Origin of the sequence: Paenibacillus terricola (assembly GCF_014779765.1) — a bacterium.
Classification (GTDB): domain Bacteria; phylum Bacillota; class Bacilli; order Paenibacillales; family Paenibacillaceae; genus Paenibacillus_T; species Paenibacillus_T terricola.
The window spans coordinates 474,270-499,451 of record NZ_JACXZA010000002.1 but is presented as its reverse complement, the minus strand read 5'-3'; the positions used below and the strand labels follow the sequence as shown (position 1 = coordinate 499,451).

General features: G+C 50.1%; 24 protein-coding genes. 3 read left to right on the top strand and 21 right to left on the bottom strand.

What is annotated here, in order from left to right; genetic code table 11:
• Window positions 1-9: 9 nt before the first annotated feature.
• The 6 genes from H8B09_RS09565 to H8B09_RS09540 form a co-directional block, all read right to left on the bottom strand.
• Window positions 10-318 carry a hypothetical protein gene (locus tag H8B09_RS09565; RefSeq protein ID WP_191203272.1) on the bottom strand — a complete coding sequence of 103 codons (309 nt, stop codon included), beginning with the start codon at window positions 316-318 and terminating at the stop codon, window positions 10-12.
• A gap of 218 nt (window positions 319-536) precedes the next feature.
• Window positions 537-1,925, bottom strand: a complete 1,389-nt coding sequence (locus tag H8B09_RS09560) for a PQQ-binding-like beta-propeller repeat protein (protein WP_191203271.1) — start codon at window positions 1,923-1,925, stop codon at window positions 537-539.
• A gap of 146 nt (window positions 1,926-2,071) precedes the next feature.
• Entirely contained in the window at window positions 2,072-3,901 is a 1,830-nt protein-coding gene (locus tag H8B09_RS09555; RefSeq protein ID WP_191203270.1) for an ABC transporter ATP-binding protein, read from the bottom strand.
• 98 nt (window positions 3,902-3,999) lie between these two features.
• Window positions 4,000-5,817 (bottom strand): ABC transporter ATP-binding protein, encoded by a 1,818-nt coding sequence (locus H8B09_RS09550; RefSeq protein WP_191203269.1) that lies wholly within the window; start codon window positions 5,815-5,817, stop codon window positions 4,000-4,002.
• 132 nt (window positions 5,818-5,949) lie between these two features.
• On the bottom strand, window positions 5,950-6,105 hold the full coding sequence (locus H8B09_RS09545; RefSeq protein WP_191203268.1) for a hypothetical protein: 156 nt from the start codon (window positions 6,103-6,105) through the stop codon (window positions 5,950-5,952).
• 113 nt (window positions 6,106-6,218) lie between these two features.
• Window positions 6,219-6,752 (bottom strand): ADP-heptose synthase, encoded by a 534-nt coding sequence (locus H8B09_RS09540; RefSeq protein ID WP_191203267.1) that lies wholly within the window; start codon window positions 6,750-6,752, stop codon window positions 6,219-6,221.
• A gap of 168 nt (window positions 6,753-6,920) precedes the next feature.
• Between H8B09_RS09540 and H8B09_RS09535 the strand changes: the two genes are divergently transcribed.
• Complete coding sequence (locus H8B09_RS09535) at window positions 6,921-7,937, top strand: YpdA family putative bacillithiol disulfide reductase (RefSeq protein WP_224753429.1); 1,017 nt, start codon at window positions 6,921-6,923, stop codon at window positions 7,935-7,937.
• 92 nt (window positions 7,938-8,029) lie between these two features.
• Here the strand turns inward: H8B09_RS09535 and H8B09_RS09530 are convergent, their stop codons facing one another.
• The 8 genes from H8B09_RS09530 to H8B09_RS09495 form a co-directional block, all read right to left on the bottom strand.
• Complete coding sequence (locus tag H8B09_RS09530) at window positions 8,030-8,731, bottom strand: class I SAM-dependent methyltransferase (RefSeq protein ID WP_191203266.1); 702 nt, start codon at window positions 8,729-8,731, stop codon at window positions 8,030-8,032.
• Between the two features lie 178 nt (window positions 8,732-8,909).
• Window positions 8,910-9,818: a polysaccharide deacetylase family protein gene (locus H8B09_RS09525; RefSeq protein WP_191203265.1), complete on the bottom strand. Its 909-nt coding sequence runs from the start codon at window positions 9,816-9,818 to the stop codon at window positions 8,910-8,912.
• A gap of 61 nt (window positions 9,819-9,879) precedes the next feature.
• On the bottom strand, window positions 9,880-10,899 hold the full coding sequence (locus H8B09_RS09520) for a phosphotransferase (protein ID WP_318152569.1): 1,020 nt from the start codon (window positions 10,897-10,899) through the stop codon (window positions 9,880-9,882).
• Between the two features lie 57 nt (window positions 10,900-10,956).
• On the bottom strand, window positions 10,957-11,610 hold the full coding sequence (locus tag H8B09_RS09515) for an MOSC domain-containing protein (protein WP_191203263.1): 654 nt from the start codon (window positions 11,608-11,610) through the stop codon (window positions 10,957-10,959).
• 365 nt (window positions 11,611-11,975) lie between these two features.
• A complete protein-coding gene (locus tag H8B09_RS09510) occupies window positions 11,976-13,640 on the bottom strand; it encodes an amino acid permease (protein WP_191203262.1) in 1,665 nt (554 codons plus the stop codon).
• 139 nt (window positions 13,641-13,779) lie between these two features.
• Window positions 13,780-14,370, bottom strand: coding sequence for a response regulator (locus H8B09_RS09505; protein ID WP_191203261.1), 591 nt, complete (start codon window positions 14,368-14,370; stop codon window positions 13,780-13,782).
• Between the two features lie 34 nt (window positions 14,371-14,404).
• Window positions 14,405-15,016 carry a DUF3298 and DUF4163 domain-containing protein gene (locus tag H8B09_RS09500; protein ID WP_191203260.1) on the bottom strand — a complete coding sequence of 204 codons (612 nt, stop codon included), beginning with the start codon at window positions 15,014-15,016 and terminating at the stop codon, window positions 14,405-14,407.
• 77 nt (window positions 15,017-15,093) lie between these two features.
• On the bottom strand, window positions 15,094-15,819 hold the full coding sequence (locus H8B09_RS09495; protein WP_191203259.1) for a phosphonate ABC transporter ATP-binding protein: 726 nt from the start codon (window positions 15,817-15,819) through the stop codon (window positions 15,094-15,096).
• A 161-nt stretch (window positions 15,820-15,980) separates the two neighbouring features.
• Between H8B09_RS09495 and H8B09_RS09490 the strand changes: the two genes are divergently transcribed.
• A complete protein-coding gene (locus tag H8B09_RS09490) occupies window positions 15,981-16,202 on the top strand; it encodes a hypothetical protein (protein WP_110044945.1) in 222 nt (73 codons plus the stop codon).
• Between the two features lie 176 nt (window positions 16,203-16,378).
• Here the strand turns inward: H8B09_RS09490 and H8B09_RS09485 are convergent, their stop codons facing one another.
• Window positions 16,379-16,516, bottom strand: a complete 138-nt coding sequence (locus H8B09_RS09485) for a hypothetical protein (RefSeq protein WP_224753553.1) — start codon at window positions 16,514-16,516, stop codon at window positions 16,379-16,381.
• 199 nt (window positions 16,517-16,715) lie between these two features.
• Here H8B09_RS09485 and H8B09_RS09480 point away from each other — a divergent pair, with 199 nt between their 5' ends.
• Window positions 16,716-17,456 (top strand): HAD family hydrolase, encoded by a 741-nt coding sequence (locus H8B09_RS09480; RefSeq protein ID WP_191203258.1) that lies wholly within the window; start codon window positions 16,716-16,718, stop codon window positions 17,454-17,456.
• Window positions 17,457-17,591: 135 nt separating this feature from the next.
• On the opposite strand, the gene H8B09_RS09475 is transcribed toward H8B09_RS09480, so the two are convergent.
• The 6 genes from H8B09_RS09475 to H8B09_RS09450 form a co-directional block, all read right to left on the bottom strand.
• Window positions 17,592-19,922, bottom strand: coding sequence for a DNA topoisomerase 3 (locus tag H8B09_RS09475; protein WP_191203257.1), 2,331 nt, complete (start codon window positions 19,920-19,922; stop codon window positions 17,592-17,594).
• A 170-nt stretch (window positions 19,923-20,092) separates the two neighbouring features.
• Window positions 20,093-21,259, bottom strand: a complete 1,167-nt coding sequence (locus H8B09_RS09470; RefSeq protein ID WP_191203256.1) for a glucosaminidase domain-containing protein — start codon at window positions 21,257-21,259, stop codon at window positions 20,093-20,095.
• An 81-nt stretch (window positions 21,260-21,340) separates the two neighbouring features.
• Window positions 21,341-21,694, bottom strand: a complete 354-nt coding sequence (locus H8B09_RS09465) for a hypothetical protein (protein WP_224753428.1) — start codon at window positions 21,692-21,694, stop codon at window positions 21,341-21,343.
• A 213-nt stretch (window positions 21,695-21,907) separates the two neighbouring features.
• Window positions 21,908-23,395 carry a glutamate synthase subunit beta gene (locus H8B09_RS09460; protein ID WP_191203255.1) on the bottom strand — a complete coding sequence of 496 codons (1,488 nt, stop codon included), beginning with the start codon at window positions 23,393-23,395 and terminating at the stop codon, window positions 21,908-21,910.
• 220 nt (window positions 23,396-23,615) lie between these two features.
• Entirely contained in the window at window positions 23,616-24,107 is a 492-nt protein-coding gene (locus H8B09_RS09455) for a dihydrofolate reductase (protein ID WP_191203254.1), read from the bottom strand.
• Between the two features lie 34 nt (window positions 24,108-24,141).
• Window positions 24,142-25,098, bottom strand: coding sequence for a thymidylate synthase (locus H8B09_RS09450; RefSeq protein WP_191203253.1), 957 nt, complete (start codon window positions 25,096-25,098; stop codon window positions 24,142-24,144).
• Between the last annotated feature and the right edge of the window lie 84 nt (window positions 25,099-25,182).

The following is a 25,182-nucleotide window of genomic DNA, read 5'->3' as shown; positions in this document are numbered from 1 at the left end:
GACAACGGTTTAGAAGGCCGGAGACTGTTTACCATTAACACCGGGAGCTCCAGTTGGAAATATCATGCCGAGTATGCCTACACCGCCGTAGGAGTCGTACTTAGTCATCGAATCAGTCTGCTCCCTTAGAACGGAAAGATCATGTATGGAGAACAACAGATAGTTTTTACTTCGATAATTTACTGGCTCTAATGGAGTGGTTCTCTGAAAATTGCTGACTTCTTTCTTAAGCACCCACTTCTCGAAATCAGAACGATTAGGGTTTGTCCACATCAGTACAAGCAAGAGTACACCAACTACGAGAATGAGCAGCCTCACGCCAAGCCCTCCTTACACAGCAAGTACACTTAAACCTATGCCATAACACAAGAAAGATGACTTGTTTTCCCAGTTGTCTTAAGTGGGGATTATCGAGTAACCCGCCTTTTTACAAGGCGGGTTACTTTGGGACATATATCATCATTAGAATTTAACATCGCTAACAACCAAAAAGACAGCGCCCCAAGGCACTGTCTCTCTTCAAGCTTATATCCAACTTACTTCAAAGCCGCCGGCAGCTTCACCGCTTGCAGCATGCCTTTGCTCTGAATAATGATCATCCCATTCGTCCGGAGCGTCTGTCCAAAATAACGCGAGTTCGCCTTGACCGAGAACACTGGCTTCGTCGTCGAATAATTATAGGCGTGGAATATGCCGTCCGATTGGCCAACAAATAGCCCATTGTCATAAATATCGGTCTGCACAGCCGGATTGTCCGTCTGCCAGCCAATCACCTGACCATTCGCTAGCTTCATCGCACTAATAACACCTGTCTTATAGTTGCGATACAACATCCGCTCTCCATAAACCTTACCGAATGGATACACATCCTGCATATACTGTCCCCAAGTCTTAACAGGCGCCGCATTCGCTTTATACTGCTTAAAGTCGTACTGCGCGAGCTTCTCCCCTTGGAAAATATACAGATTATCTCCATCCAGCATAGGCATGCCGGAAACGCCATCTTGAGCCGATTGTGTCGGATTAAACTTCCTCGTCCAGCTGTAAACCCGCGTCCCTTTCACAGCGCCAGTATGTGCATTAATTGCATTCATAATGATCGAATCACGAATCTGGCCATCGTCTGTCATATCGTAATTACCCATGTTATAGGTATCCTGAATGGAATAGAGCAATCCATCGCGTATAGCAATGGGATCCTGCGACCTGAATCGCGTCCACAGTTGCTTGCCTGTCTTTGCATCGTATGCATTGATCTGAGTTGAGGATAACGCGCCTTGTACGAGATATGACCGGATAACCACGCCATCAACTATATGCAGTTCACCATAACCAGCGGAGTATTCCGGCCCCTTCTCTTCGATCTTCCAGCGTAATGCTCCTGTCGATGCGTTAAATGCAAAAAGCTTCATATTCGCCGTTACATAGACCGTATCGCCGTTTGGTTCAATTGATTGTGCCTTGTCCACCTTCACAGCGGATATCCAATTCGTCTTCCCGTCCGCCGATATCGCGGATATGCGGCCATCACTATGCGCACCATACACGGTTCCTTCATTATAAGTAAGCAGCGGCTGCCAACCCGTTCCCTTGATCCACAGCTGTTTGCCTGTAGCAGCATCTAGGGCGAATAACTGACCTTTGCTGTCTATTGCGATGACTCGGCCATCTTCAGCAAGCGCAGCCTTCGTCTCCATACCGCTATAAGAGTCGTTCCAGTTACTGACTGGCACCGACCATAGCGGCGTTAAGAATGGTGCATGCACCTCGTACGTTTCCCAGTTCACGGATACGGCGGGCTGATCTGCCAATACGAGCTGCGTCTTAGATTCCGGCATTATACCGAATAACAGAAGGGCGGTTGCACCTGCACCAACTAACAATTTGGACCATAGCGGCATCACCTTGTTCAACTTCTGCTTCATCCGAAATCTCAGCTCCCCGTATGTAAAGAATACAATCTTGATTAAGTCTCATTCACACCCCTACAGACGTACTACGATTTCAAATGGTTGCAAAATATAAAAAAGCAGATTACGGAAAAAGTCCGCAATCTGCTTCACATCCTTACTTATCCAACTTGCTGTTCCGACTTCTCATTCAGAACGTCATTGAATGACTGCTGCATAAGCAGCTGCGACTGAACGAGATTCGCATACAAACCGCTCGTCTTCATAAGCTCGTCATGCGTGCCCTGTTCCGTAATGCTGCCGTCCCGAACGACAACGATCAGATCCGCGTCTCGGATCGTCGACAGACGGTGCGCGATAATGAACGCTGTACGGCCTTCCAAGACCCGAGCCAATGCCTCTTGGATATGCTGCTCGGTCTCCGTATCGACGCTCGAAGTTGCTTCATCGAGAATGAGGATGCGAGGATCGCTCAGCAGCACCCGTCCGAATGCGAGAAGCTGGCGTTGACCAACGGACAACTTACTGCCTCGTTCCTCAACTTGCGTCTCATAGCCATCTGGGAACTTGCTTACGAATTGATCGATGCGCACGCTCTTCGCCGCTTCCATCACCTTCTCTTCCGTAGCATCTTCATTGCCGTAAAGGAGGTTCTCTTCAATCGTCCCGGAGAAAATAAAGGAGTCCTGCAGCACGATTCCCATCTGGCTTCGCAGCGATTCGAGCGTCACATCTTTCACATCGTGACCATCGATCATGACTTGACCGCCGGTCGCATCATAGAAGCGCATGAGCAGGTTGACGATCGTACTCTTGCCGGCGCCTGTCGGACCGACAATGGCGATCCGCTGACCTGGTTTCACCTTCAAGTTAATGCCGTGAAGCACCTCCGGCTTATCCGGACCATACTGGAACGCCACATTCTTGAACTCCACTTCGCCGCGAATCGTCGGCAGCTCCTTCGCGCTCGCAGCATTTTTCACCTCAGGCTCGGTATCGAGAATTTCGAACAGCCGCTCCGCGGAAGCCATCGCCGACAACAGCTGGCTGTACACCTTCGACAAGGAGCTAAGCGGTCCCCAGAATCGCCATAAGTAGTTGATGAACGCCATGACGAAACCGATGGACAACGCGCCGTCGATAACCCGCTTCGCCCCGAACCAAACGACGATACACGTGCCGATCATACCAATCAGCTCAACGAGCGGCCAGACCATCGATTCCATCCGGATCGCACGCATGAAAGCTGATTTGTTGTTCGTATTAATCTCATTAAATTTGTTGTCATTCGCCTTCTGACGCGAGAACGCCTGAACGACGCGCATCCCTTGAATCGTCTCGTTCACGTTGCCGTTAATCGCAGACATGGTGCGTCTCGACTTCGACCAAGAGCCTTCAATCTTCGGACGAAGCTTGCTGACGATCAAGTACAGCATCGGCATTGTAATGAACGAGAGCAGCGCAAGCTGCCAATCCATCCAGAATAGAATCGCAACGATACCAACCAGATGCGTTACTTCCATAACCGTCGTGATCAGACCGCCGTTCACCAACTCGCCGATCGCGTTCGTATCATTCGTAATCCGCGACATGATCTTACCTGCAGGGCGTCCATCGAAGAAACGGAAGGACAGCGACTGCAAGTGATTGAACAACTGCTGCCTTAGATCGAACAGGACGCGTTGGCCAGTGAAGTTAATCAACTTCGTATGGATGTAGCCGAACAACCAGCCAAGGAAACGGAACGCAAGCAGCGATACCCCGATCCAGGTAATGAGCTCCATGTTGTTCTTCACGATACCATCATCAATCAAATAACCAAGCATAAGCGGCTCAGCTAAGCTAAGCCCCATGTTAAGCAGTACGATGAATATGACAATGCCGAGCGTTCGCCGATACGGCAGTACGTAGCGGAAGAGCCTGCGCACGTATGCGAGTTGAAACGGCTTTTCCTCCAGTTCGTCTTCCGAATCCCATTCGACTTGACTCACTGGCACTCCCCCTCTGTATAGTTAATTGTATTAATTATTAGTCTCGTAAAATAACGATAATTGCTGCAACTACGCGCATTCTCCAATTATTAATGATATTAATGACCCGATGCCGATGCCATTTCTTGACGCTCCAGCAGCCTGCGGAAGAAGCCGTCCTGCTCGTTTAACTCGCGGTGCGTGCCTTGCTGAACGATCCTGCCGTTGTCCAGCACGATAATGCGATCCGCGCGTCGAATCGATGATAGACGCTGCGCGATAATGAACGTTGTACGTCCTTTCATGACTTCAAGCAGTCCTTCATGGATTGCCGATTCCGTTGCTGTGTCAACGCTCGCAGTCGCTTCATCGAGTACAAGAATCGGCGGATCCATCAGAATGGCACGGGCAAGCGCAACACGCTGGCGTTGACCGCCTGACAGGCCGACGCCGCGTTCGCCGATCAGCGTGTCGTAGCCATATGGCATGTTGACGATGAACTCATGGATTTGCGCTTTCTTCGCTGCATTCTCGATTTGCTCCTGCGTCGCATCTGGACGACCGAACGCGATGTTATCGCGAATCGAAGCGGAGAACAGGAATGTTTCCTGCGGTACGATGCCGATGCTGCGGCGCAGTCCTTCAAGCTCGTAATCTCTAACGTCAATGCCGTCGATTTGGACCGAGCCATCCGACACATCGTAGAAGCGGGACAGGAGGGCGATAAGACTGCTCTTGCCGGAACCCGTCGCTCCTAGTACAGCAACTACTTCACCTTGTTTAATATCGAGCTGAATATTATGCAGCACAGCGCTCGTTTCTTGTTGCGTTAGTTCAAGCTCAGAAGCTGCTGCCGCCTCCTTCTTACTTGCATCTTCAGGCTGCTCATCATCCTTCTTGTCGAAGGCGAAGGTGACATTCTGGAATTTCACAACTCCGCGAATGTTGGCCGTATCAATACCGCCATCTTCTGGTGATTCGATATCTACCTTCGTGTCGATCACTTCGAACACGCGAGGCGCTGCTTTCAGCGCTTGTTGGAAGATGTTGATCTGCCAGCCTAACATATTAAGCGGCCAAATAATTCCCCACGTGTACCATTGGAACGCCATGAACGTTCCGAGCGACATTTTGTCGTTCGCAACATAGACCGCACCGACCCAGATCATGATGAGGAACGTCAAGCCGCCCAAGAAACCCATCAGCGGGAAAGCGTTTGCTTCCAGCCGCGCGCGATGCATGTTCGTTTCGAAGTTCTGCTCGTTGCGGCCAGCGAACTTGCTCTTCTCCTTGCCTTCGCTTGCGAAAGCTTTAACGACGCGAATACCTGAGATATTCTCTTGCAGCGTCGTCGTCAATCGGCCCATCTGCTCACGAATTCGCCCCCAAGCCGGACCTACCTTATTGCTGAACATCCACATGACGAGCAGCAGTACCGGAATCGGGCTAAGACTGAGCAGGGTCACCTGCCACTGCATGGAACACATGAAGATCAGCGTGCCTACGAACGTCGCCATACCTGCCACAAGCATCATCCCGCCGAAGCCGACGAAGTTCTTCACCGCTTCAATATCGCCCGTCATCCGGGACATCAGCTGGCCAGTCTGTGCCTTATCGTAATACTTGAACGGCAGACGCTGCAGATGTGCGTACATTTGCTTGCGAAGCGTAAATACGACGTTCTGTCCAATCAATTCTTGCGTGTACCCTTGTACGAAGTTGCCTAAACTTTTGCCTACTTGTAATCCTAGAAGTGCAAGTACCAGCAGTAAAACCATGTGCATGTCATTCTTGCTAATGCCATCATCGAACACTTTGCGCAGCACCCAAGGCGCAAGCAAATCGATCAGCGTCGCGATGAACATGAGCGCCAGCGTCACGACAGCCAGCATCGCGCTCGGTCTTACGTATTTCAGTAATCGAAGTAACGTTGCCAATCTTCTCTCTCCTCTCTCGACTTTCCCCTAATCGGCAACAACAAAAGAAGACCCAAGCCGCATAGGCTCGGGTCTTCCCGCAGACGACACGATATACGAAGTCACACAACAGAGACTTCGGTATATGCGCGGTTACGAAAAGGCAGGGCCGAATACAGCAAAGCTGTTCTTCCAGTTGTAGGCAGCAACAAACGGTTGGCTCGCAAAAAACATTTGTTGACTAACAACAGCTTTCATTTGTTGAAATTGACCAACAACAGCGTTCAGAACTTGTTTAACGTTTGGCATATTCGGTCCCTCCCTTCGTAAGTGTCGTTTTATTTAAGTGAGTTCATGGAAATATTAGCATCCCATCTTAAGGGGCGCAACCTTTTTATTTCCTTTTTAGAAAATAAAAAGCTTTACAAGTCTCTTTGCTCGAATAGATCCTCTGGCTCGATGCCATCTTCTACTGCAAATTCGAAGTCATCGATGTCATAGATCTGGACTGGAATCTCTGCTTCGATCAGACGTTCCTGGAACTCGATTTGATCCGATAGAATCGGTACTTCGAGCTTCATGCCTGCGAGCAGTACTTCCGTCTCAATAGGATCAAACATTTCGCCATACTGCGCGTTGTCGAGCGCATGAACGATTGTGAACTGGATGTTCTCGTTCAGCAGCAGCGGCGAGCTTTGGCGCCATGGCACTTGCAGAGCCTTTTCGATTTTTTTACGGTTCAAAGGATCCTCGAAGAATGCAATCAACTCTCCGATCTTCTCCTTTACATGCTTGTCATCAGATGGATCTTCCATGACGGGGTCTGCGCCGTCCTTCATATCGTATAGCTCCGCAATAGTCGAATAAGGAACGATATACTCCACCGGACGACTTGGCACCAGCAAGTGCCCATAAGTTGCCACCATCACCGCTTCAATAACAAAACGCCGTCGCATCTAGCTTCCTCCCAGTCGTGCAAGTCAACCCTATTATACATGATTCGAAAGCTCGTACACAGCACCAAACGCTGATTTATGCCAAGTCCAGCCAACTGGTTTGCACGAGGCAGCCGCTAGCAGTTACAATATTAATGATATGAACCATCCGACAGGAGGCTGATTACAATGATGCTCGGATCGTTCGAACAGAGCACCGACAGCACAGAGCAAGTCATTATTATTGGTGCAGGACCGTGCGGACTTGCCGCAGCGATTGCACTGAACGAGCTTGGTCTAAATCCGCTCATTATCGAGAGCCGGAATATCGTACATTCCATCTCTCAATACCCAACCTATATGCGCTTCTTCAGCACGCCGGAGCGACTTGAGATTGGCGATATTCCGTTCACGACCAACGGCGAGAAGCCAACGCGCCAAGAGGCGCTTGCTTATTACCGCACCGTAACGCTTCGCAAGAACATTCGTGTGAATGCTTTCGAGACGGTGACCGACGTTGTGAAAGAGGAGCAGACATTCCTTGTTCGTTCCATCAATCGGTTCGGCGAAGAGAAGCTGTACCGCACGGAGCGTGTTGTCATAGCGACAGGGTACTTCGATCACCCGAATAAGCTAGGCATTCCAGGCGAAGAGCTGGATAAGGTCAGCCACTTCTTCCGCGAAGCGCATCCTTATACGCGAATGAAGGTTGCCATTATTGGCGGCAGCAACTCGGCTATCGATGCTGCGCTTGAACTGGAGCGCGTTGGCGCTGAAGTGACGGTTGTCTATCGAGGCGAGAACTATGCTCGCGGCATTAAGCCGTGGGTGCTCCCGATCTTCGAAGCTCTAGTTGCCAAAGGAACCATCAACATGCGGTTCCAATCACGCGTAGTTGAGATCGATAAAGGAACTGTCACCATTGAAGGCCCCGAGCAGCGCGAGCAGCTCCCGAATGACTTCGTCCTCGCCCTCACCGGATTTCATCCGGATCGCGCCTTCCTCTCGGGAATCGGCGTAACGATCGAGGAGGACGGCAGTCCAACCTTCAATGACGATACGATGGAGACGAATGTTCCAGGCGTATATCTTGCCGGCGTAGTCGCATCGCGCAAACAAGCGAACGAAATATTCATCGAATCCGGACGGTTCCACGGGGATCGAATCGCAGCTCACATTGCAGCATCGCACAGCAATCATGTCTAATCTAACCGTTTGACAAGGAAGAAGCCTTTAGACCGCACCTGAAAGGTGATGGTATTGGAGGCTTCTTTTTGTAGCCATACGCTGATTGTTCATTATGATCCAAGAATATGCTCCATTGGAACGCTTATTTTATACAGCAATGCTCGAAAACAATACAACGTCCCCCACAACTCCGAAGAAATGGCATCAGGCGGCAGGTTCATGTTAAACGAAGCGGGAAATACCAGTCCAGCTTGCTGTACTTGCGCAGTTAGTTGTTCTAGATTAACGGTCGGATAATCAAAGGTTAACACCAACTTGCCGCCTGGCTTCAGCAGTCGGTGGAACTCCTTAAGCGCAAGACGTTGATCAAGCTCGCTCAGATGCTCAAGTACCGATATACAGAATATCGTATCGAAGTAGTTATCCGCATAAGGCATCGATGTGATACTTGCGTAGGCCAGATGCAGCCGAGACCAATCGGTATGCTGCCTCAACCGATTAGCCGCATGCTCTCCGAAGTCACGTACAGCATCCGCGTAAATCTCTTCTCTGGATAGAATGCGCACATCTAGGTCGCATGCATGTACCTCGCGCACGGAACAAGAAGCGAGATAAAACTTAAAAGGGTGAGAGATGCCGCAAGCCGCATCGAGTACAACATCCTGTTCACCCGCGAACTGGGAACACCAAGCATACTCGTACGGTCGGCTCCACCAAGTCGTCGGCAGCGGTACGATGAAGGTATCCTCACGATGGTCGGAATCAACGATAAATCTGGCGTCCAACTGATGATCTACATCTACGGAGGTCATATGACTGACTTCCCCCTCCTAGCCATCCTTTGTTGTATAATGAACGAATATTACTAATTTATGGAACAACCTTGCCTTGCATGACTACGTAGGATGGGAGGCATATGAACAAAAGCTCTGCCGAATCGGGATCGACAGAGCTTCTTGTGAAAGTGGCCATGCAGGTAGTACATAGGGGTCACAGCGCTAGCTGCAGCTGCTGCAGCTCCCGCCATCCGATGCGGATAAGTTTCTGCTCCTCAATCGTCTTCAGCACCAGCGGATCGTGCAGCAGCTGCAGTTCCCAGCCGCGCTTAACCGATTGCGTATGGAAGGCATCCAGCTCTTCGGTCAGTTCCATCGGATGAAGAACAATTTCGGATACGCCGGGCTTCAGATTAATGAGCATATGAACAAACTGATCCCGATACGACTCATACGTCTCCTCAGGCTGCATCGCGAATGGCAGACCAAGCAAATAATCAAGCACGATAACGCCGTAACTCTCCGCTTCTTCCGCGCGCTGCTTCGCGATGCTAGCCAGCTCTGGCGGGGCCATCTGCCCAGTCTCCGTCAACAGATGACGCGGAAGTCGAAACGGTAGACCATAAGCTGCGCATACTTCGAATACGGGCGTCAGAAAATCCCTACCGGTCGCAAGTCCATACAGACTTCCCATATGATTATCGGCATGGGTTGGCTTTACGCCAAGCTTTAATGCCATCTCCACCTGCGCAATCAACTCTGCCTTCACCTGAGACGGATCCGCCTGCCGTTCGAACGTCTTGGTATCCTTCGGAAAATACCCCTCATCGGTAACTAAGGAGTCCGTTAGCCCTGTTCGGCACACCGGTCCCCACTTGTACGCATCCCATTCGCTCGTCAATGTCCAGTGAACACCAACATCAAGCTCAGCATTTCTAGCACTCCATAATGCAGCTTCGCGCGCCCACCCGCAGGGCATCATGAGGGTAGCTGAAGACACCGCACCATCCTTCAGCAGCTTCGTAATCGTTTCATTGGTGGAGTGACATAGTCCAAAATCATCAGCGTTCAAGATCACGAGACGATCCTGATCGCTATAGCCTAGTGAACGTGCCGTGCTCATAGCTGCTCACCCTCCGTTCGTTGTGCCGTTCATACTCAGTATATGGCGGAGGGTTGTACAATCATTCGCCTAGCCTGTTGCGCAGCAGCATCACTAGCTCGTCATGCCGTTCATCAATCCATTGGCAGACCGCATCTGCATGCTGAATCTGGCCTTTCCACACTTCTGGAGCATCAAGCCCGTCGGCGCATCGGATTGCAAAATGGAGAAACACATCGAGCATTCGCAGCTTCATTAGCGACGGAATCGCTTCTGCCTCACTGCGAGTCAGTCGGAGCGCCTCGCCGAAACCAGCAGCAAACGTATCGAACGCCTTCAAACGCTGTTCATTCGTACGGCTAGCATGGATGAAATCTACCATGACGACCGAAGGTTCCATCGCTCTTAGATCTATCGTGCAAAATTCAAAATCCAAAATACCAACGACTTCATTATCGACTGCTACTGCATTCGAGAAATTCAAGTCGCCATGTATCCATTGGTGCGGCAACTTATTTAACTCCATTAACAATGGTGCCAAGCGGCTTCTCATAGCGAGTACGCGTTCAATCGCATCCAACACTATCGAATCATATGAACATCGGGCAGCAGTATCCAATACCTTCTCATCCGTCCAGCCTTCGTACGACTTCATTAGCTCATAATACGGTTTATACTGGGGCTCGCTTGTCGTCTCGAAGTTGGCAAGCCCGCGGCTAAGCAATCCCGCAGCATAACCAAGTGAATGAATATGCTCCGCATTCGACGAGGAAGGGCGACTTCCATCTATGTATCGGAATAAAGAGGCAAGCTTGCCGGTTGAAGCGGCTGTGACAGTCTCTCTCGCATTGTTGAGGACAGGCACAGGCACTTGCAGTGTAAAATCGGAATCCGACAGATAGCGAAGCACCTCGTGCTCCAACTTGACGATGCTGCGGTCCTGATGATTATCATAGATTCGAATAGCGAATCGACTCGTATCCGTCTCAATGAGCCGGGTCGTGTTGTTCATGCCTGATTCCCGATCAATCGCCTGCCATTCGCCTGCGATAGGATACTGTTTCATTATATCTATTAATAATTGATCGATGGATGTTGTCACGATGAATGGAATCCCCTTGCTTCAGTTAACGATATTAATAACTTAATATTACATGCATTAAATCCGACCCAACCGCTCTGTCAGCGTCTCTCGCCAGCTGTCGGAGAGCGCTGGTACAGCCAGCAGACGCTGAATGCCGGTTGCATCTGTTTTGTCATGATGCATGACACGGTTTGCTTCAGCTATGGTGATGCCAGCAAGATCTCGTTCCACAACGACCACTGGATCGCCAGCAGCGGCTTCGCCATCTTCAAGTACGCGTAGATAGAAACCTGTGTAACCTGTTTCTGTCACCCATGCGGACAATTCCGGTTTCTCATGCCGCGCTCCAAGCTTATAGCATGGTTGTCTCGGCTGCGTGACCTGCAGAAGCGCAGTGCCTACTCGAACTTGATCGCCGATGCACCATTCCAACTCTGACGAGCCGGTCAAGGTGAAATTTTCGCCGAATGCACCTGCACTCAATTGTACGCCGAGCCGCTGCTCCCAGTATGGGAAATGATCCGCGCTGTACACACAAATCGCTTTGTCGCTGCCGCCATGATTTTTCAGATCGGCCTGACCATCGCCAGGAAGTCCATTCGTTGTAAGTTGTATGCTCCCCGCTACTGGTGCCTTGCGAATGCCTGACTGTACCTCTTTATTGCCATGTTTAAGGGCATTCGGCATCCCAACGTTGATCGATACGACGATCGTATTGCCGCGATTCATTTCCCGTACTCCTCCTTTTTGACGATAAAACAGGCAACCTTATTTCCCATTCGATGAATGGGTGCAAAATCTATAGATAGTTTATCTTGACGTAGTAGCTCCTATATATTGTATAATACTAGTAACTACCAACAATTAGAAGAATAGAACGACACTCCAGATCAGCATTTCCGCCTTTAGCTGCTTCATTTCCCTCAATCATTGCGCCCATTATAACGGCAAACGCCAAACGTTGGCAAATACATATCGTCTTATCCGTAAGTTCGACACAGATTGTCGCAACCAAATTTCTAATTATTGTCGAAAAATTAACGAAGTTGTATATTTATGCGCTTCCCTGGGAAATATTTATTCAAATTTTCTGATCATTTCCCATCTAGAAATAACGGTCCGAATTTTCTTTCAATTCGCTGAAGTTCCGTACGTGACCGCCGCGCTGCTGTCTGCAGCCTCAGCTTAAACGCATTGCCACGAATGAGCGAAGCCAGCCATGCGAGCAGAACGAATACTGCGGCGGCTGCTCCGGCTGTAGGCGATAGCAGTATGATACTGCCTACTGAACCTGCCAGCATCCCAATCCAAGCCAACCAATTAACCAATACGCTGACTCGGCCAAGTCTCCAAGGTGCGGATTGCAGCTTGCTGCGCACTTTCTCCTTATTAACGAACAGACGGAGTCCTATTGGAATCGCACATGCTGACTGAACAGCAAGGATAGCGAAGCCGATCAGCGTCATGAGGGACGACTCTCCCCCACCCATCAGACCAACATAGAGTAACCCTAAGCTTCCAGCCAGCACAGCCGATACTGTAATGGCGGCAGAGGGCTTGCCGGTACGTGCAGACACTCGCCCGATACGTAAACGTTCAGGCAGTACGCCATCTCGTGATGCGGCGAACAAAGTGCGTGACAGGACGTTCATATTTTGCACGCCGGATAACAGCACTGCTATTACTAATAGGATGATTACAACGATATCCCACTTGACCCAAGGCTGCATAATCACGGAGATCCACTCGCCATAAGCGAGATAGCTATTATTCGTAACGAATGGAAGGCTAATTGTAACGGTGGATAGCAGCACGAATCCAATAACAAACATGTACACGGGAGACAAGAAGACTGCCCATGCTGTTCGAATGCGCGGATCGGCTGTTTCTTCCGCACCTGCTGCCCCTCCCTCGCTGCCGATAAACATACGCTGAAGCAGAAGCAGACCAACTAGCCATCCCGATACGGAAGATATGCCTGGATCTGCAAGGCCAGTATTGCCCAATAAGAAACTGGAATCGAATAACGAAGCAACAGGCGCCGATCCTGGGTAGATCAGCCATACCAACCCGCCAATCGTGACGACAGATAAACCGATAGCAAGTAAAGTGCCGATCCCAATCGTACGTCTCATCTGACGAGCAGCGATTAGGTTCAATCGCCACTGCAGCACATAGAACACGACCATCCACGCCAGCGTAGTCCCGCTTCCCGCTGTATAGCCAAAGCTTGATGATGCGAACGTATTCAATAGTTGTGCCCCGCAGTAATTCGTCAGCGCCAATAACGCGATATTGCCCACCCAATGCAGCCCGCCTGAAGCCCAACTCCATCTAATGCCCCCCAGAGCCAGCGCCCAATGATAGGGTCCGCCCGCCGTTGGCATAGCAGAGCTAAGTTCCGCCGTCGAAGCTCCCGCCGCAATGCCGAACAACCCGATTATAAGCCAGCCCCAGCCGATAATGGTCCATCCGCCATGTTCAATCGCGAGTCCGTATACGGTAATAGCCCCTGCAATAAGCCCAAGCTGCTGGAAGGATAAACCGAACGATGCTGAGCTTCGGTAATTGCGAAGCAGCAGCTGCGGAAAACCTAACCGGTTCAAGTCGTCCTTGTCATGCACCAATTGTGCATACGTCGAACCGCCATAGGATTGATGCCGTGATGCTCGAATGCTCGATCCTGCTGCATATGCCAATCCGATGGCCAGCAAGCAGATGATCGCGAAAACAGCCAGTGCTGCGAATCCAATGATCAACGCCTATCACCTCCGTCACTCTTGTTCGATGGTTCATTGTATGAGCATATGATTTCAATCAGCACCGAACGGCTTAATGCCTGCAACATGCCTAACAAAAAGACCGTACGACGCTTGTCTGCATCGTACGGTCTATCGATCAAGGTGAAACGAAGAGCTGGTCCTGCTCCAGATGCTTGGCAATGAATTGACCAATCGCTTGTATGTCGAATGGCTTCGTGAAGAATGCAAGTGCGCCTAACCGCTCTGCCTCTCGGCGTTTCGAATCATCCATGCTGCCAGTAACGAACACGCAAGGAATGGAAGCATTAGGACTGCCCTTCATGGAACGAAGCCGCCTGAGCAGCTCAATGCCATCCATACCGGGCATCTGAACATCGGTAAGAACGAGATCGACCCGATACTGCAAGAGCAGCTCTAGTGCCTCCTGACTGCTGCCAGCGCTCACTACGCCGATGCCCGTCTGCGTTAACACTTCCGTCATCAACTGACGCATTAGAGGGTGGTCATCCACTAGCAGGACAGATGGTTTATCTAGATGCGCAGGAACAATCGGTGTAACACCAGTCGGATGAGGCTCCTCTTCCTTATGAGCTTCATTCGTAGCTATAAGATTGTCCGATTCTGAAGCGTTCTCAGACGGAATCCTTCGGTGCTGTCTCGCTCTGACAAGCAGGGCAATTCCAGCGATGACTGCTATTGCAGTAATAGCGATTATGGTCGTCAGCATACTTCTCTCCTACAACATTAATCAGTTCGGATAATTAGTTATTTGCAGCCATAAGGCCAAGCGGGCCATTCTCGTCTATAATATCCTGCAAATCGTAGACGGAAATCGGGAAGTATCCGAACCCGTATACATAGGCGGTCAACTCGTATAGTTGAAAATAAACGACAAGCGCTCGATCTGCGATATAGAAGTCTTGATCGGGACGAATGGATTTGAAAGGCTCCAGCGTCTGAATATCTCGCTCGGCAATTTGCTGCGCAACTAGATCAGACAACCGTTTCACATAATCGGCACCCGGTTTGAACAGCTGCGCTAAGGTATAGGAGTGTCCCGACTCCGTATTGAATGTCAGCGACTTCTGAAGCGTCATCCCATGCGCACCGCCCGTATACGCATAGTTGAACAACGAAATACTGAATACATTTTTCTCGTTCGTCTTCGTCTCGAACCAGCCGATCATCTCCGAACGTGGATCTTCAAGTGAGCCTTGCTCGGAAATAAGCTGCTGCACACTTTTGCGAATTTCTGTATTAATTGCCTGTTCGGCAGCTGGATTCGGAGCGCCAGAAACGACGGGAATATGCAGTTCAGTCTTCGGATGTGTCACCTTGTGCGAATGAATCACAAGCGGTTGTTGGACAGCCATGTAGGAGCCACCTTTCTATACGATCAGATGGTCCATTATATGCGCCCGATATTTGCAGCCATTCCTATTGTAATTAGCTACAGCTGACGTTTCTCATGCTCCGTCAGTCTTCTGCCTTTTACATCGAACAGCAGCTTGCCGCCGCTAAGTCCGAACGTTCGATCGGCAAAACGTTCTGCGTAATCGCCTTGATGCAGGGAAGCGATAACGATGAGTCCCTGCTCCTTGCACAGCTTCTTCAAATCACTCAATACTTGGTCAGCGGAATGTGGATCAAGCCCCGTAATCGGTTCATCGGCCAAAATCACTTTCGCACCGTGGACCAGCGCTCGTGCGATTGCGATACGCTGCTTCTCGCCGCCGCTCAGCTTGTCCGCCTTCAGACGCGCTTTGTCGAGCAACCCAAGCTTCTCGATCGTATCCATCGCCCCCATATAATCGTCGCTGCGAACCGCGCCTGTCCAGCGGCGCCAGAATGGCGTCTGGTTTATAGAACCGATTATAACATTACGAAGCGCAGACTTGGTCTTATACAGAATGGGTGATTCCTCGAGATACGCTGCCTCGCGTCTTACTTTGAATTTGCCTGTCAACGGATTGGACAATACGTCTTTGCCGTCAAACTCATATGTACCTTTCGTCCATGCCTCACGGAGTGCGAGACAACGAAGCAGTGTCGTCTTGCCGCTGCCGCTGCCGCCCTTCAACGCGATGAATTCGCCTGGCTCAATCTCGAAGCTAATATCGTCCAGTACTTTAGGGCCTCCTGGGATCTGCCTCGTTAGGTGCGATACACGAATCATTGCCTAGTCTCCTTTAAGCGTAATCCTCTCTATCATTCTATCTTACGAGAAACAAAAAATAGTTTCCATCCGAACAAATGTTTGGTATAATAAAAACAAGAACAAATGTTCTATATTCCATTAGCCAATCCAATACTTGGATTTGAAGGAGGCCGATCAACATGAAGCGCTGCGAGAACTATCGTTATGTAGAGAAGAATCGCCCATTCCGGGATTTAACGTTCAAATTTTATAGCGACGGCAAATTAACGATTATCGATAACGAGTCAGGCGCTTCGATCGCGCCGAAGGAATTACGTGGAGACAGCTTCGACTTTTATGTCCGCAGACGTATTGATTTTATTAAGAACGACCTGACTGCCAAGCGGTTGAAATATGCTTAAAGCTTAATGACGTGAACGATCCGAGGCATGCATCGACTCCAATCGATCGCATGCCTCGTTCGTATGGGAAGAATGCCGTTTACATATGTGGTACATGAAACATACATTATAGTGTGTGTTCACAAAGTTCGATTTTCAGCACCGAATACTTTGTGAACGACCTCTTATAGACTGAGCTACACCGTTTCCTTGTTTATGCCATTAAGGCTTGGCGGCACTTCGCCTTGTTTCTTCGCCTTTGGTGTGCGCTCTGGTTCCTTGAAGCTGGCTTCATTGCGCTGGTTGTTGATTTTCTCGCTCTTATTGAATGGCACATCACTCACCTCCATCGCATAGCATTCGCGCATCGGGTTGCCATTATTCTGTTTGACTAAGGATGCTCCTTACGGTAGATTGATGTCAGGGGGATATTGCTAAGCCTATGCACTGCCGAGACAGCGCTTACCGGCTTCATGGATGATCGAACGGATGATACCGTCGTTTATCTTCTTAGATAAAGGAGTCGTGCCCAAGATGAAACAAACCATACTGTTTGACCTAGACGATACGCTCGTTTACTGTAACAAATACTTCTACCTGGTCATCGAACAATTCAGCGACTCTATGCTTACCTGGTTTGCCGGATACCCCGAGATTACGGCTGACATCATCAAGAATAAGCAGACAGAGATCGATATTGCTGGCGTGCATGTACTTGGTTTCAAGAGCGATCACTTCCCACAATCGTTCATCGATACGTATGTGTACTTCTCCGACATGACGGGACGCAGACGCTCCCCAGTAGAAGAAGACTTCCTGTGGAAGCTTGGACGCAGCGTGTACGAGCACCAAGTTGAACCTTATCCATTCATGGAATCTACGCTGAACGATCTGGCGGAATACGGCCATCAGCTGCATCTTTATACGGGCGGCGAATTGCTTATTCAACGCCGCAAGATCGATCAATTGAACCTTGAGCGCTATTTTGGATCGCGCATCTATATTCGTCGCCACAAGAACAATGAAGCGCTGGAGTCGATCCTTCACGAAGGCGATTTCGATCGCGCATCGACTTGGATGATCGGCAACTCGATCCGTACAGATGTTGTTCCTGCATTAACAGCAGGCATTAACGCCATTCATATGAAGGTAGATACCGAGTGGGTATATAACAATGTTGAGATTGCTGTACAGCCACAAGGCGCTTTCTTCACCCTACACCAATTGCCTGACGTACCGCCGGCTATACAACGGTATGTACAGGATCGCCATTAGGCACAGTGCGCTTCCATTCGAACGAGAGAATGTGCTGTGTACAAGCTGTTAGGACGGCCAAACATGACAATAAGGCTAGCTGACTACGTTCCCATGAACGTTGTGACAGCTAGCCTTATTCTTTACTTCATGGTCTTAATCCACTTCTACATCCAGTTCGCCAGTATCGAGATTACGGAGAACAATTCGACCTTCTGTGGGTGTTCCGTCCGGTAGAGCCAACTTAAGCTTTGCCGTCTTCCCTTTCTCCACAAGCGCCTTGACTTGTCCGTCTGTGAGTGAACGTCCAAAGCTCATCTTCCAGATGACGAACTTGCAGCCTTCCCGATAATTCGAACAGCCGTACCCTTTGCGTCCCATGAACAAGCTGCCTCCGCAGCCGAATCGCGGACATGCGGCAATGATCTTAGGGCCGTCATTAGGAGATGCTGGTTCTGCAACAGCTGTACGTGTTCGCGTTGTTGTCTTCTTCGTTCCAGCAGAACCGCCATCCCCTGATCCAGTCTCAGATGACTTCACGGCTCTGCCACCTCCGCTAGAACTAGCGGAAGCTCCTTTCGTGCGTGACACTCCCTTGCGGCCTTTGCCCTCGGCACTGCGAGGCTGCTCGTCACTCTCGAACGATGTCTTCGCCGCGCGTGACTGCAGGCGTACCTGATCAACAATCTTCGCAGCGAACTGCTTCACCTTGTTCATGAATTGCTCGTCCGAAGCCGTACCGCGTGCAATCTCATTCAGGCGGCGCTCCCACTGACCCGTCATCTCTGGCGAGGTGAGAAGCTCGACGCCAGCTCCGCGAATGAGTTCAATCGCCGTACGGCCTTTGAGCGTAATTACAATTTTCTTGCCTTGCATCTCAACATAGCCGACCTGCTTCAGACGCTCGATCGTTGCAGCACGTGTAGCCGGTGTGCCTAGTCCAGACTGCTTCATTGCGTCGCGCAGTTCTTCGTCTTCGATCTGCTTGCCTGCACTTTCCATCGCCTTGAGCAAAGTGCCCTCGGTAAAGTGCTTCGGAGGTTGTGTATCCTTCTCCTTCACAATCGCGTCAGCGCAAGTGACAGGAACATTCGGTTCGATGGAGAAGGGCTCGTCCACTACAATCTCCTCGTCTTCTTCCTCTTCCTTCGCATTGCTGCGGTTTGTGCTTTTCTTCTCCTTCTGCTGATCGGCATAGATCATCTTCCAGCCGATGCTGAGAAGCTGCTTCACCGTTGTCTTGAACGTCTCGCCTTCAACCTCAGTCAGCACAGTATGCATCTTATACTCCGCCGCTGGATAGAACTGCGACAAGAAGCGGCGAACGATGAGATCGTACAGCTTCTTCTCATCGGGATTCAACCCGTTTGCCTTGCGATGCGTCGGCAGAATGGCGTGGTGATCCTCAACCTTGGACGGGTTGCAAATCGCTTTGTTGCCTGCATGAACAAGATTGCGATTGGCCCCTTTAACGAGTGCGTCATAATCGGTTCCTTGCAGCGCTGACAGCGCTTTGTGCATCTCCGGAATATTCTGCTCCGTCACATAGTTCGAGTTGGTCCGCGGATATGAGATAACCTTATGTTTCTCATACAACGATTGCGCGATATCAAGCGTCTTCTTCGCAGAGAAGCTGTACCGCCCGTTCGCTTCCCGCTGGAGCAGCGTCAGGTCATACAGCTTGTTCGGATACTCTTTCGTGTCCTTTACCTCGTATGACGCGATCCGTGCAGGCTTGCTTTTAACTTTGGCAGCGAGTGCGTCCGCCTTCGCCTTGTCCGTCATCCGCTCGCCTTGCCACATTCCTTTGTAAGTGACATTCTGTTGATTGAAGTGCCCTTCCAGCTCAAAATACTTCAGCGACGCGAACGCCTCGATCTGCTTCTGCCGGTCATAGATAAGCGCAAGTACCGGTGTCTGTACGCGTCCGACGGACAACAGCACATTATGCTTCGTCGTAAACGCACGAGAACCGTTCATCCCGACGAGCCAATCGGCTTCGCTTCTCGCCCTAGCAGCCTTGGTTAAGTTCTCGAATTCGACACCTTCTCTGAGCTCGGCGAATCCTTTCCGAATCGTCTCTGGCGTCAGGTCGGATATCCACAGCCGCTTCACCGGCTGCTTAAGCTTCAGATGCCGTTGAATGAGGGAGAAGATATGCTGGCCCTCGCGCCCGGCGTCGCATGAGTTAATGAGCATGTCACTACGCTTGGCGAGCTCGCCAATTAATTTAAGCTGATCAATTGTTTTCCGATTTGGAACGAGCTTGAACGCGTCCGGAATAATCGGAAGGTCGTTAATGTTCCATTTCTTGTACTTGTCATCGTATGCATCCGGCTCCGCAAGCCCGATCAAATGGCCAATCGCCCAGGTGATGATGTACTGCTCCCCTTCTAGGTAAGTCCGGTGATTCTTCGCTTTCGGATCGATTGCGGCTGCGATGTTACGCCCCATATCTGGCTTCTCCGCAATGATGAGTGTCTTCAAGAAAGAGATCTCTCCTTTGCCATTCCTGTCATGCAAAATAGGCTGCGCTGAGGCAGCCCGCATTAGAGTATTTAAGCTTGGTCGAAAGAGGTGCTTCCTGATCCGACATCTCAGGGTGCTTGTATGAGTCTGTCTTATTCTATCATTAATCACGTTAACCTGTCATCGGTCTAATCGGCTATCCGTTTACTCATCGATGACCAGATGGAACGTACACCTTTTGCCCATTTCTCATCTTCTGCGTATTTGATATTAATCCAAGTGAATGGATCGATCTCTTCCGGTCTGTTCTTGCTCGCGCTGACGATAGTACGTGCTGCAATTCGCGCAGACTGCTTAATCGTCGTATTATATTCCTTCCAGCTGTGGAAGACGTTAAACGGGTTATTCACAATCTCCATAGCTCTATCATGATCCCTCGGAACGAAAGCCTGCTCCTGGCCTGTGATGGCGAACAACAGCAGCGGATCAATACCGAATTCATCTGCCGCTGCAATGATCGGTTCCATATACTTCTTCTCAGCTAACAATGAGTTCTTCGAATTCAAATACTCCGCAAGTCTTTCCAAGTCAATCTCGCGGTATTGCAGGCTAGCTGGCAGCTCATTCTTCGCAGCTGCAACAGGTGTCGGCGCGGATTCAGCTACAGAAGAAATATCCGACGCGGCGTTCTTATTCGAATCAGGTCGTTGCGAATACCAGCCGTACAGAAGCATGCTTGCAGCTATCACGATACTCATCGCCCCATACAGCAACGGGCGTTGCATCCCTCGTCTAGGATCAGATGCCGATACCCCCGCCTCCGCTGCTTCACTAACCGCCAGAATAGCTGCTGCACCTGCATTCATTACGAATGGCAGAATAACGGCTGAACCCTCTCGTACGGGCTCTAACGGCTGTGCATAGGGTGTGAGATAATCCGCCATCGTCTGCCACATAGGTTTGTCACGATTGCCGCCTTCAGATGACAAATTAGCTAACGCATCTCTTAAGATTTCTGGTTGAATCATTGCCTGCAGCTGCTGCTCGACCCACGCATGGAATGGTTCGAATAATGCTGAATCATCCATTGACAGTGGCAAGCATACTTCCACGATATCATCGACGCTTACCGGGCCTGACCGCTCGAGGAGCGCAGTCCGAATAAGCCGCGTCGTTAGGTCGCTGCGCACCTCATCTGTGAAGGCAGGCAGTCTCCTGTACACAATCTTACGTACGGCGTCCGCAACAATATCAGCATGCTTGTCCTGCGGCAAATCGGCGAACTTGTACTGCACATACGCTCTTATATTGCGCAATTCTGCCGACGTCAATATGTTGGCGTTATCGGTGGGCATGGGACCTACCTCCGCTGCAATCGGATGCTAGGAAACTATGAATCTAGCTTTTTGTATATCCCGATTTTAGCATATCTTTCCTCAGATTGGGGAGGTTAGATTGCGGATGCGCGCCTGAATATCTTCCGACAAAATGTACGCCGTAATTTGTTCTTTCTCCGACACCGTAAACTGAAATTCGCAGTCGCAGCCTTCATCATATGGCACCATTTGCGCGATTTGACCACCTGTTGTACAAATGACATAGATCGTTAAGTCATGAATGCCGTCCGGGACAGGCGTTCCCTTCCACAGTTCTGGAACAAGCTCAATATCAACCCATTGGTTGTCACGGCGCTCAATCGTTGGATCGAAGCCGACGAATTTAAGCTCTGTAATAATATCCGATCCGTATTGAATCATATACGATGCAACCTCCACTTTCCCGCTCTTCATCTTTTTATAAACTCATTCAGACACAACGAATATCGCTGCTGCCCATATCCATATATAGATAGCTTATCATAACGACGATGCTGTCGAAAATGAGAAACCCTCGTAGAAGACTCTTTAGTGAACATAATCTTTCTTATGTATCTAAAAAAGCACGATCCGCTAAAGTAGCGCGATCGTGCTTCTCATTCTTACATTTAACTAATCGTCTTATCTTTATGGCAGCATCGACGATCCCATCAGGAACTTATCAACTTCGCGAGCCGCTTCGCGGCCTTCGTTGATTGCCCATACGACCAAGCTTTGGCCGCGGCGCATGTCGCCTGCAGCGAACACTTTATCCACGTTCGTTACGTATTGGCCGTACTTCGCTTTCACGTTCGAACGGCGATCTTGCTCAAGGCCAAGCTCGTTAATGATTGTGCTCTCTGGACCTTCGAAGCCAACTGCGACGAGGACGATGTCTGCTTTCCACACCTTCTCCGTGCCTGGAATCTCCGTATATACTTTGCGGCCCGTCTCATCGACAGTACGCTCGATTTGCACCGTGTGCAGTTCCTTCAGGTTGCCATTCTCGTCACCAACGAATTTCTTCGTCAGTACCGAGAAAGCGCGTGGATCTTCGCCATAGAGTGCTTTCGCCTCTTCGTGAGCATAGTCCAGCGTGTAAACGTTAGGGAATTGCGGCCAAGGATTATTCACGGTATCGCGCTCAAGCGGAGCCTTCGCATGCGTGCCGAATTGAGTAATCGAACGGCAGCCATGGCGAAGCGCTGTTGCCACGCAGTCCGTACCCGTGTCGCCGCCGCCAATGACGATAACGTCCTTGTCTTTGGCCGAGATATAGTTGCCGTCTTCCAGATTCGAATCCAGATAGCTCTTGATCGTACCGTTCAGGTAATCCATCGCTTGATAGATGCCCTTCAATTCACGGCCTTCCATCGATACGTCGCGGGATTTCGTTGCGCCGCCGCACAATACGACTGCGTCGAAATCGTCAACAAGCTGTTGTGCAGAGATGTCTTTGCCGATCTCCGTGTTCGTAATGAACGTCACGCCTTCTGCTTCCAGCAGATCAACGCGGCGCTGCACAACGCCTTTATCCAGTTTCATCGTAGGAATGCCATACGTGAGAAGTCCGCCAATGCGATCCGCACGCTCGTACACCGTTACGAGGTGACCCGCCTTGTTCAGCTGCGCAGCTGCAGCGAGCCCTGCAGGACCGGAGCCAACGACAGCAACACGTTTGCCTGTCCGTTCCTTCGGAGGCTGTGGAACGACCCAGCCTTCCTCGAAGCCGCGGTCGATAATCGCCTGCTCAATCGTCTTGATCGTAACAGGCTGTCCGATAAGGCCAACCGTACAGGAGCCTTCGCATGGCGCAGGGCACACACGGCCTGTGAATTCAGGGAAATTGTTTGTTTTGTGCAGACGATCGAGCGCTTCGCGCCACAGTCCACGGTAGATCAGATTGTTCCACTCTGGTATAAGGTTATTGACCGGGCAGCCAGAAGCGTTGCCGGCCAGTTCCATTCCTGTGTGACAGTAAGGCGTTCCGCAATCCATGCAGCGTGCGCCTTGCGTGCGCAGATGTTCCTCATCCATATGGAGATGGAACTCTTCCCAATCTTTAATCCGCTCTACCGGATCGCGATCTGCCGGCAGTTCGCGCTTAAACTCCATAAATCCCGTTGGTGTAGACATGATCGCAACTCCCCCATCAATATATTCTCGATTCCCGAAGAATACTTCGGGAATTGATCAGCAACTTTAATCATAGTCTTTGCATGATAACGCTAGTTTAATAGTTGAATTGGGTTCATATTAGCATCATATCGCGCACTAGATAAATGGATTATCCGTACAATCATTTGCACCGTTATACATTTGGGAGTCAATTACCACTCGCTTACATTAGTCAGAATCACGACCGTTCATAGGTCAAGAAGCGATAAACGTACGGATTTTTCTCATTCTGTTCGCCAAGTTTACTGTCCGTCAAAACCCACTGACTTTCATCATACGCAGGCATGAAGGCATCTGTACCTGCGAACGATTCGTCTATTTCGGTAACGAACAATTTATTGGCGATAGGCATGAACAGATTATATATTTCAGCTCCGCCGATGACAACAAGCTCTTCTTCGCTGCCATAGCGCTCTAGTACTTCCTCAACGGACGTTACGACCTCGGCACCTTCCAGTGCCAGATCAGCATTGCGAGATAGCACAACGTTGCGCCGGTTCGGCAGCGCCTTAGGAAAGGACTCGAATGTTTTGCGTCCCATGACTACAGTTTTACCCGTTGTATAAGATTTAAAGAATGCCATGTCCGCCGGCAGACGCCACGGAATCCGGTTCTGGATCCCGATGCCCCGATTGGTGTCCATTGCCCATATCATCGAGATCTGACTCATTGTACCCACTCTCCTGTTCGCTGGTGCGCCCTCATTATACAGCTACTGGTGCTTTGATGGCTGGATGTGGTTCATAACCTTCGAGCGTAATGTTCGCCACATCAGCATCGAACACCGAAGTCCAATCTCCCGATAGTTTCAGCTTCGGAAGCGCCTTCGGTTCACGGCTAAGCTGTTCTTCAATCTGTTCAAGGTGATTCACATAAATGTGTGCGTCTCCGAGCGTATGCACGAATTCGCCTACTTCCAGTCCGCACTCATGTGCGATTAGATGAGTAAGAAGCGCGTAACTTGCAATATTGAACGGAATGCCAAGGAATATATCCGCGCTCCGCTGATATAATTGACAGCTTAGCTTGCCGTCGGCCACATAGAACTGAAACAGTGTGTGGCAAGGTGGCAGCGCCATTGTCGGTACGTCCTCTGGATTCCATGCCGATACGATTAATCGACGGGAATCGGGATTGCGTTTAATCGTCTCAATGACATCCTGAAGCTGATCGATTGTTTCCCCTTGCGTTGTTCGCCATGCACGCCATTGCTTGCCGTAGACGTCCCCCAGCTCGCCGTACTGCGCAGCGAACGCATCATCCGTCAATACTAACTGTTTAAAGCGGTCCATTTGTTCTTTATATTGAAGGGCAAACGATTCATCCGTCTGTGACCGAAGCCCGAAATTCGTCATGTCAGGACCGTCGTAGGCGTCGCTCTCAACCCAACGCTTAAACGCCCACTCGTTCCAAATATTATTCTTATGCTGAAGCAAATAACGAATGTTCGTGTCGCCTTTCATAAACCATAACAGCTCGCTTGCCATCGTTTTGAATCCGACACGTTTCGTTGTGAGCAGCGGGAAGCCTTCCTGCAGGTCGAACCGCATTTGATAGCCGAACACCGAAATCGTCCCCGTGCCTGTACGGTCTTCCTTACGTGTTCCATGCTCTAGTACATGCTTCAGCAACTGTAAATATTGATTTTCGTTCCGACTCATCTCATCATTCTCCCATCCATCTGCCTGTCATTCTACTAGCTGTATTGTAACATAAAATACGACAACGCAGGCAGACTGAGAAGG

Coding starts and splice junctions, on each gene's coding strand:
- H8B09_RS09505 (WP_191203261.1), bottom strand. CDS start 14,370: ATGCTGACGACCATAATCGCTATTACTGCAATAGCAGTCATCGCTGGA.
- H8B09_RS09525 (WP_191203265.1), bottom strand. CDS start 9,818: ATGAGCACGGCACGTTCACTAGGCTATAGCGATCAGGATCGTCTCGTG.
- H8B09_RS09545 (WP_191203268.1), bottom strand. CDS start 6,105: ATGCCAAACGTTAAACAAGTTCTGAACGCTGTTGTTGGTCAATTTCAA.
- H8B09_RS09530 (WP_191203266.1), bottom strand. CDS start 8,731: ATGACCTCCGTAGATGTAGATCATCAGTTGGACGCCAGATTTATCGTT.
- H8B09_RS09450 (WP_191203253.1), bottom strand. CDS start 25,098: ATGAGTCGGAACGAAAATCAATATTTACAGTTGCTGAAGCATGTACTA.
- H8B09_RS09460 (WP_191203255.1), bottom strand. CDS start 23,395: ATGTCTACACCAACGGGATTTATGGAGTTTAAGCGCGAACTGCCGGCA.
- H8B09_RS09540 (WP_191203267.1), bottom strand. CDS start 6,752: ATGCGACGGCGTTTTGTTATTGAAGCGGTGATGGTGGCAACTTATGGG.
- H8B09_RS09495 (WP_191203259.1), bottom strand. CDS start 15,819: ATGATTCGTGTATCGCACCTAACGAGGCAGATCCCAGGAGGCCCTAAA.
- H8B09_RS09465 (WP_224753428.1), bottom strand. CDS start 21,694: ATGAAGAGCGGGAAAGTGGAGGTTGCATCGTATATGATTCAATACGGA.
- H8B09_RS09560 (WP_191203271.1), bottom strand. CDS start 1,925: ATGAAGCAGAAGTTGAACAAGGTGATGCCGCTATGGTCCAAATTGTTA.
- H8B09_RS09455 (WP_191203254.1), bottom strand. CDS start 24,107: ATGAGTCAGATCTCGATGATATGGGCAATGGACACCAATCGGGGCATC.
- H8B09_RS09515 (WP_191203263.1), bottom strand. CDS start 11,610: ATGAATCGCGGCAATACGATCGTCGTATCGATCAACGTTGGGATGCCG.
- H8B09_RS09480 (WP_191203258.1), top strand. CDS start 16,716: ATGAAACAAACCATACTGTTTGACCTAGACGATACGCTCGTTTACTGT.
- H8B09_RS09500 (WP_191203260.1), bottom strand. CDS start 15,016: ATGGCTGTCCAACAACCGCTTGTGATTCATTCGCACAAGGTGACACAT.
- H8B09_RS09535 (WP_224753429.1), top strand. CDS start 6,921: ATGATGCTCGGATCGTTCGAACAGAGCACCGACAGCACAGAGCAAGTC.
- H8B09_RS09470 (WP_191203256.1), bottom strand. CDS start 21,259: ATGCCCACCGATAACGCCAACATATTGACGTCGGCAGAATTGCGCAAT.
- H8B09_RS09490 (WP_110044945.1), top strand. CDS start 15,981: ATGAAGCGCTGCGAGAACTATCGTTATGTAGAGAAGAATCGCCCATTC.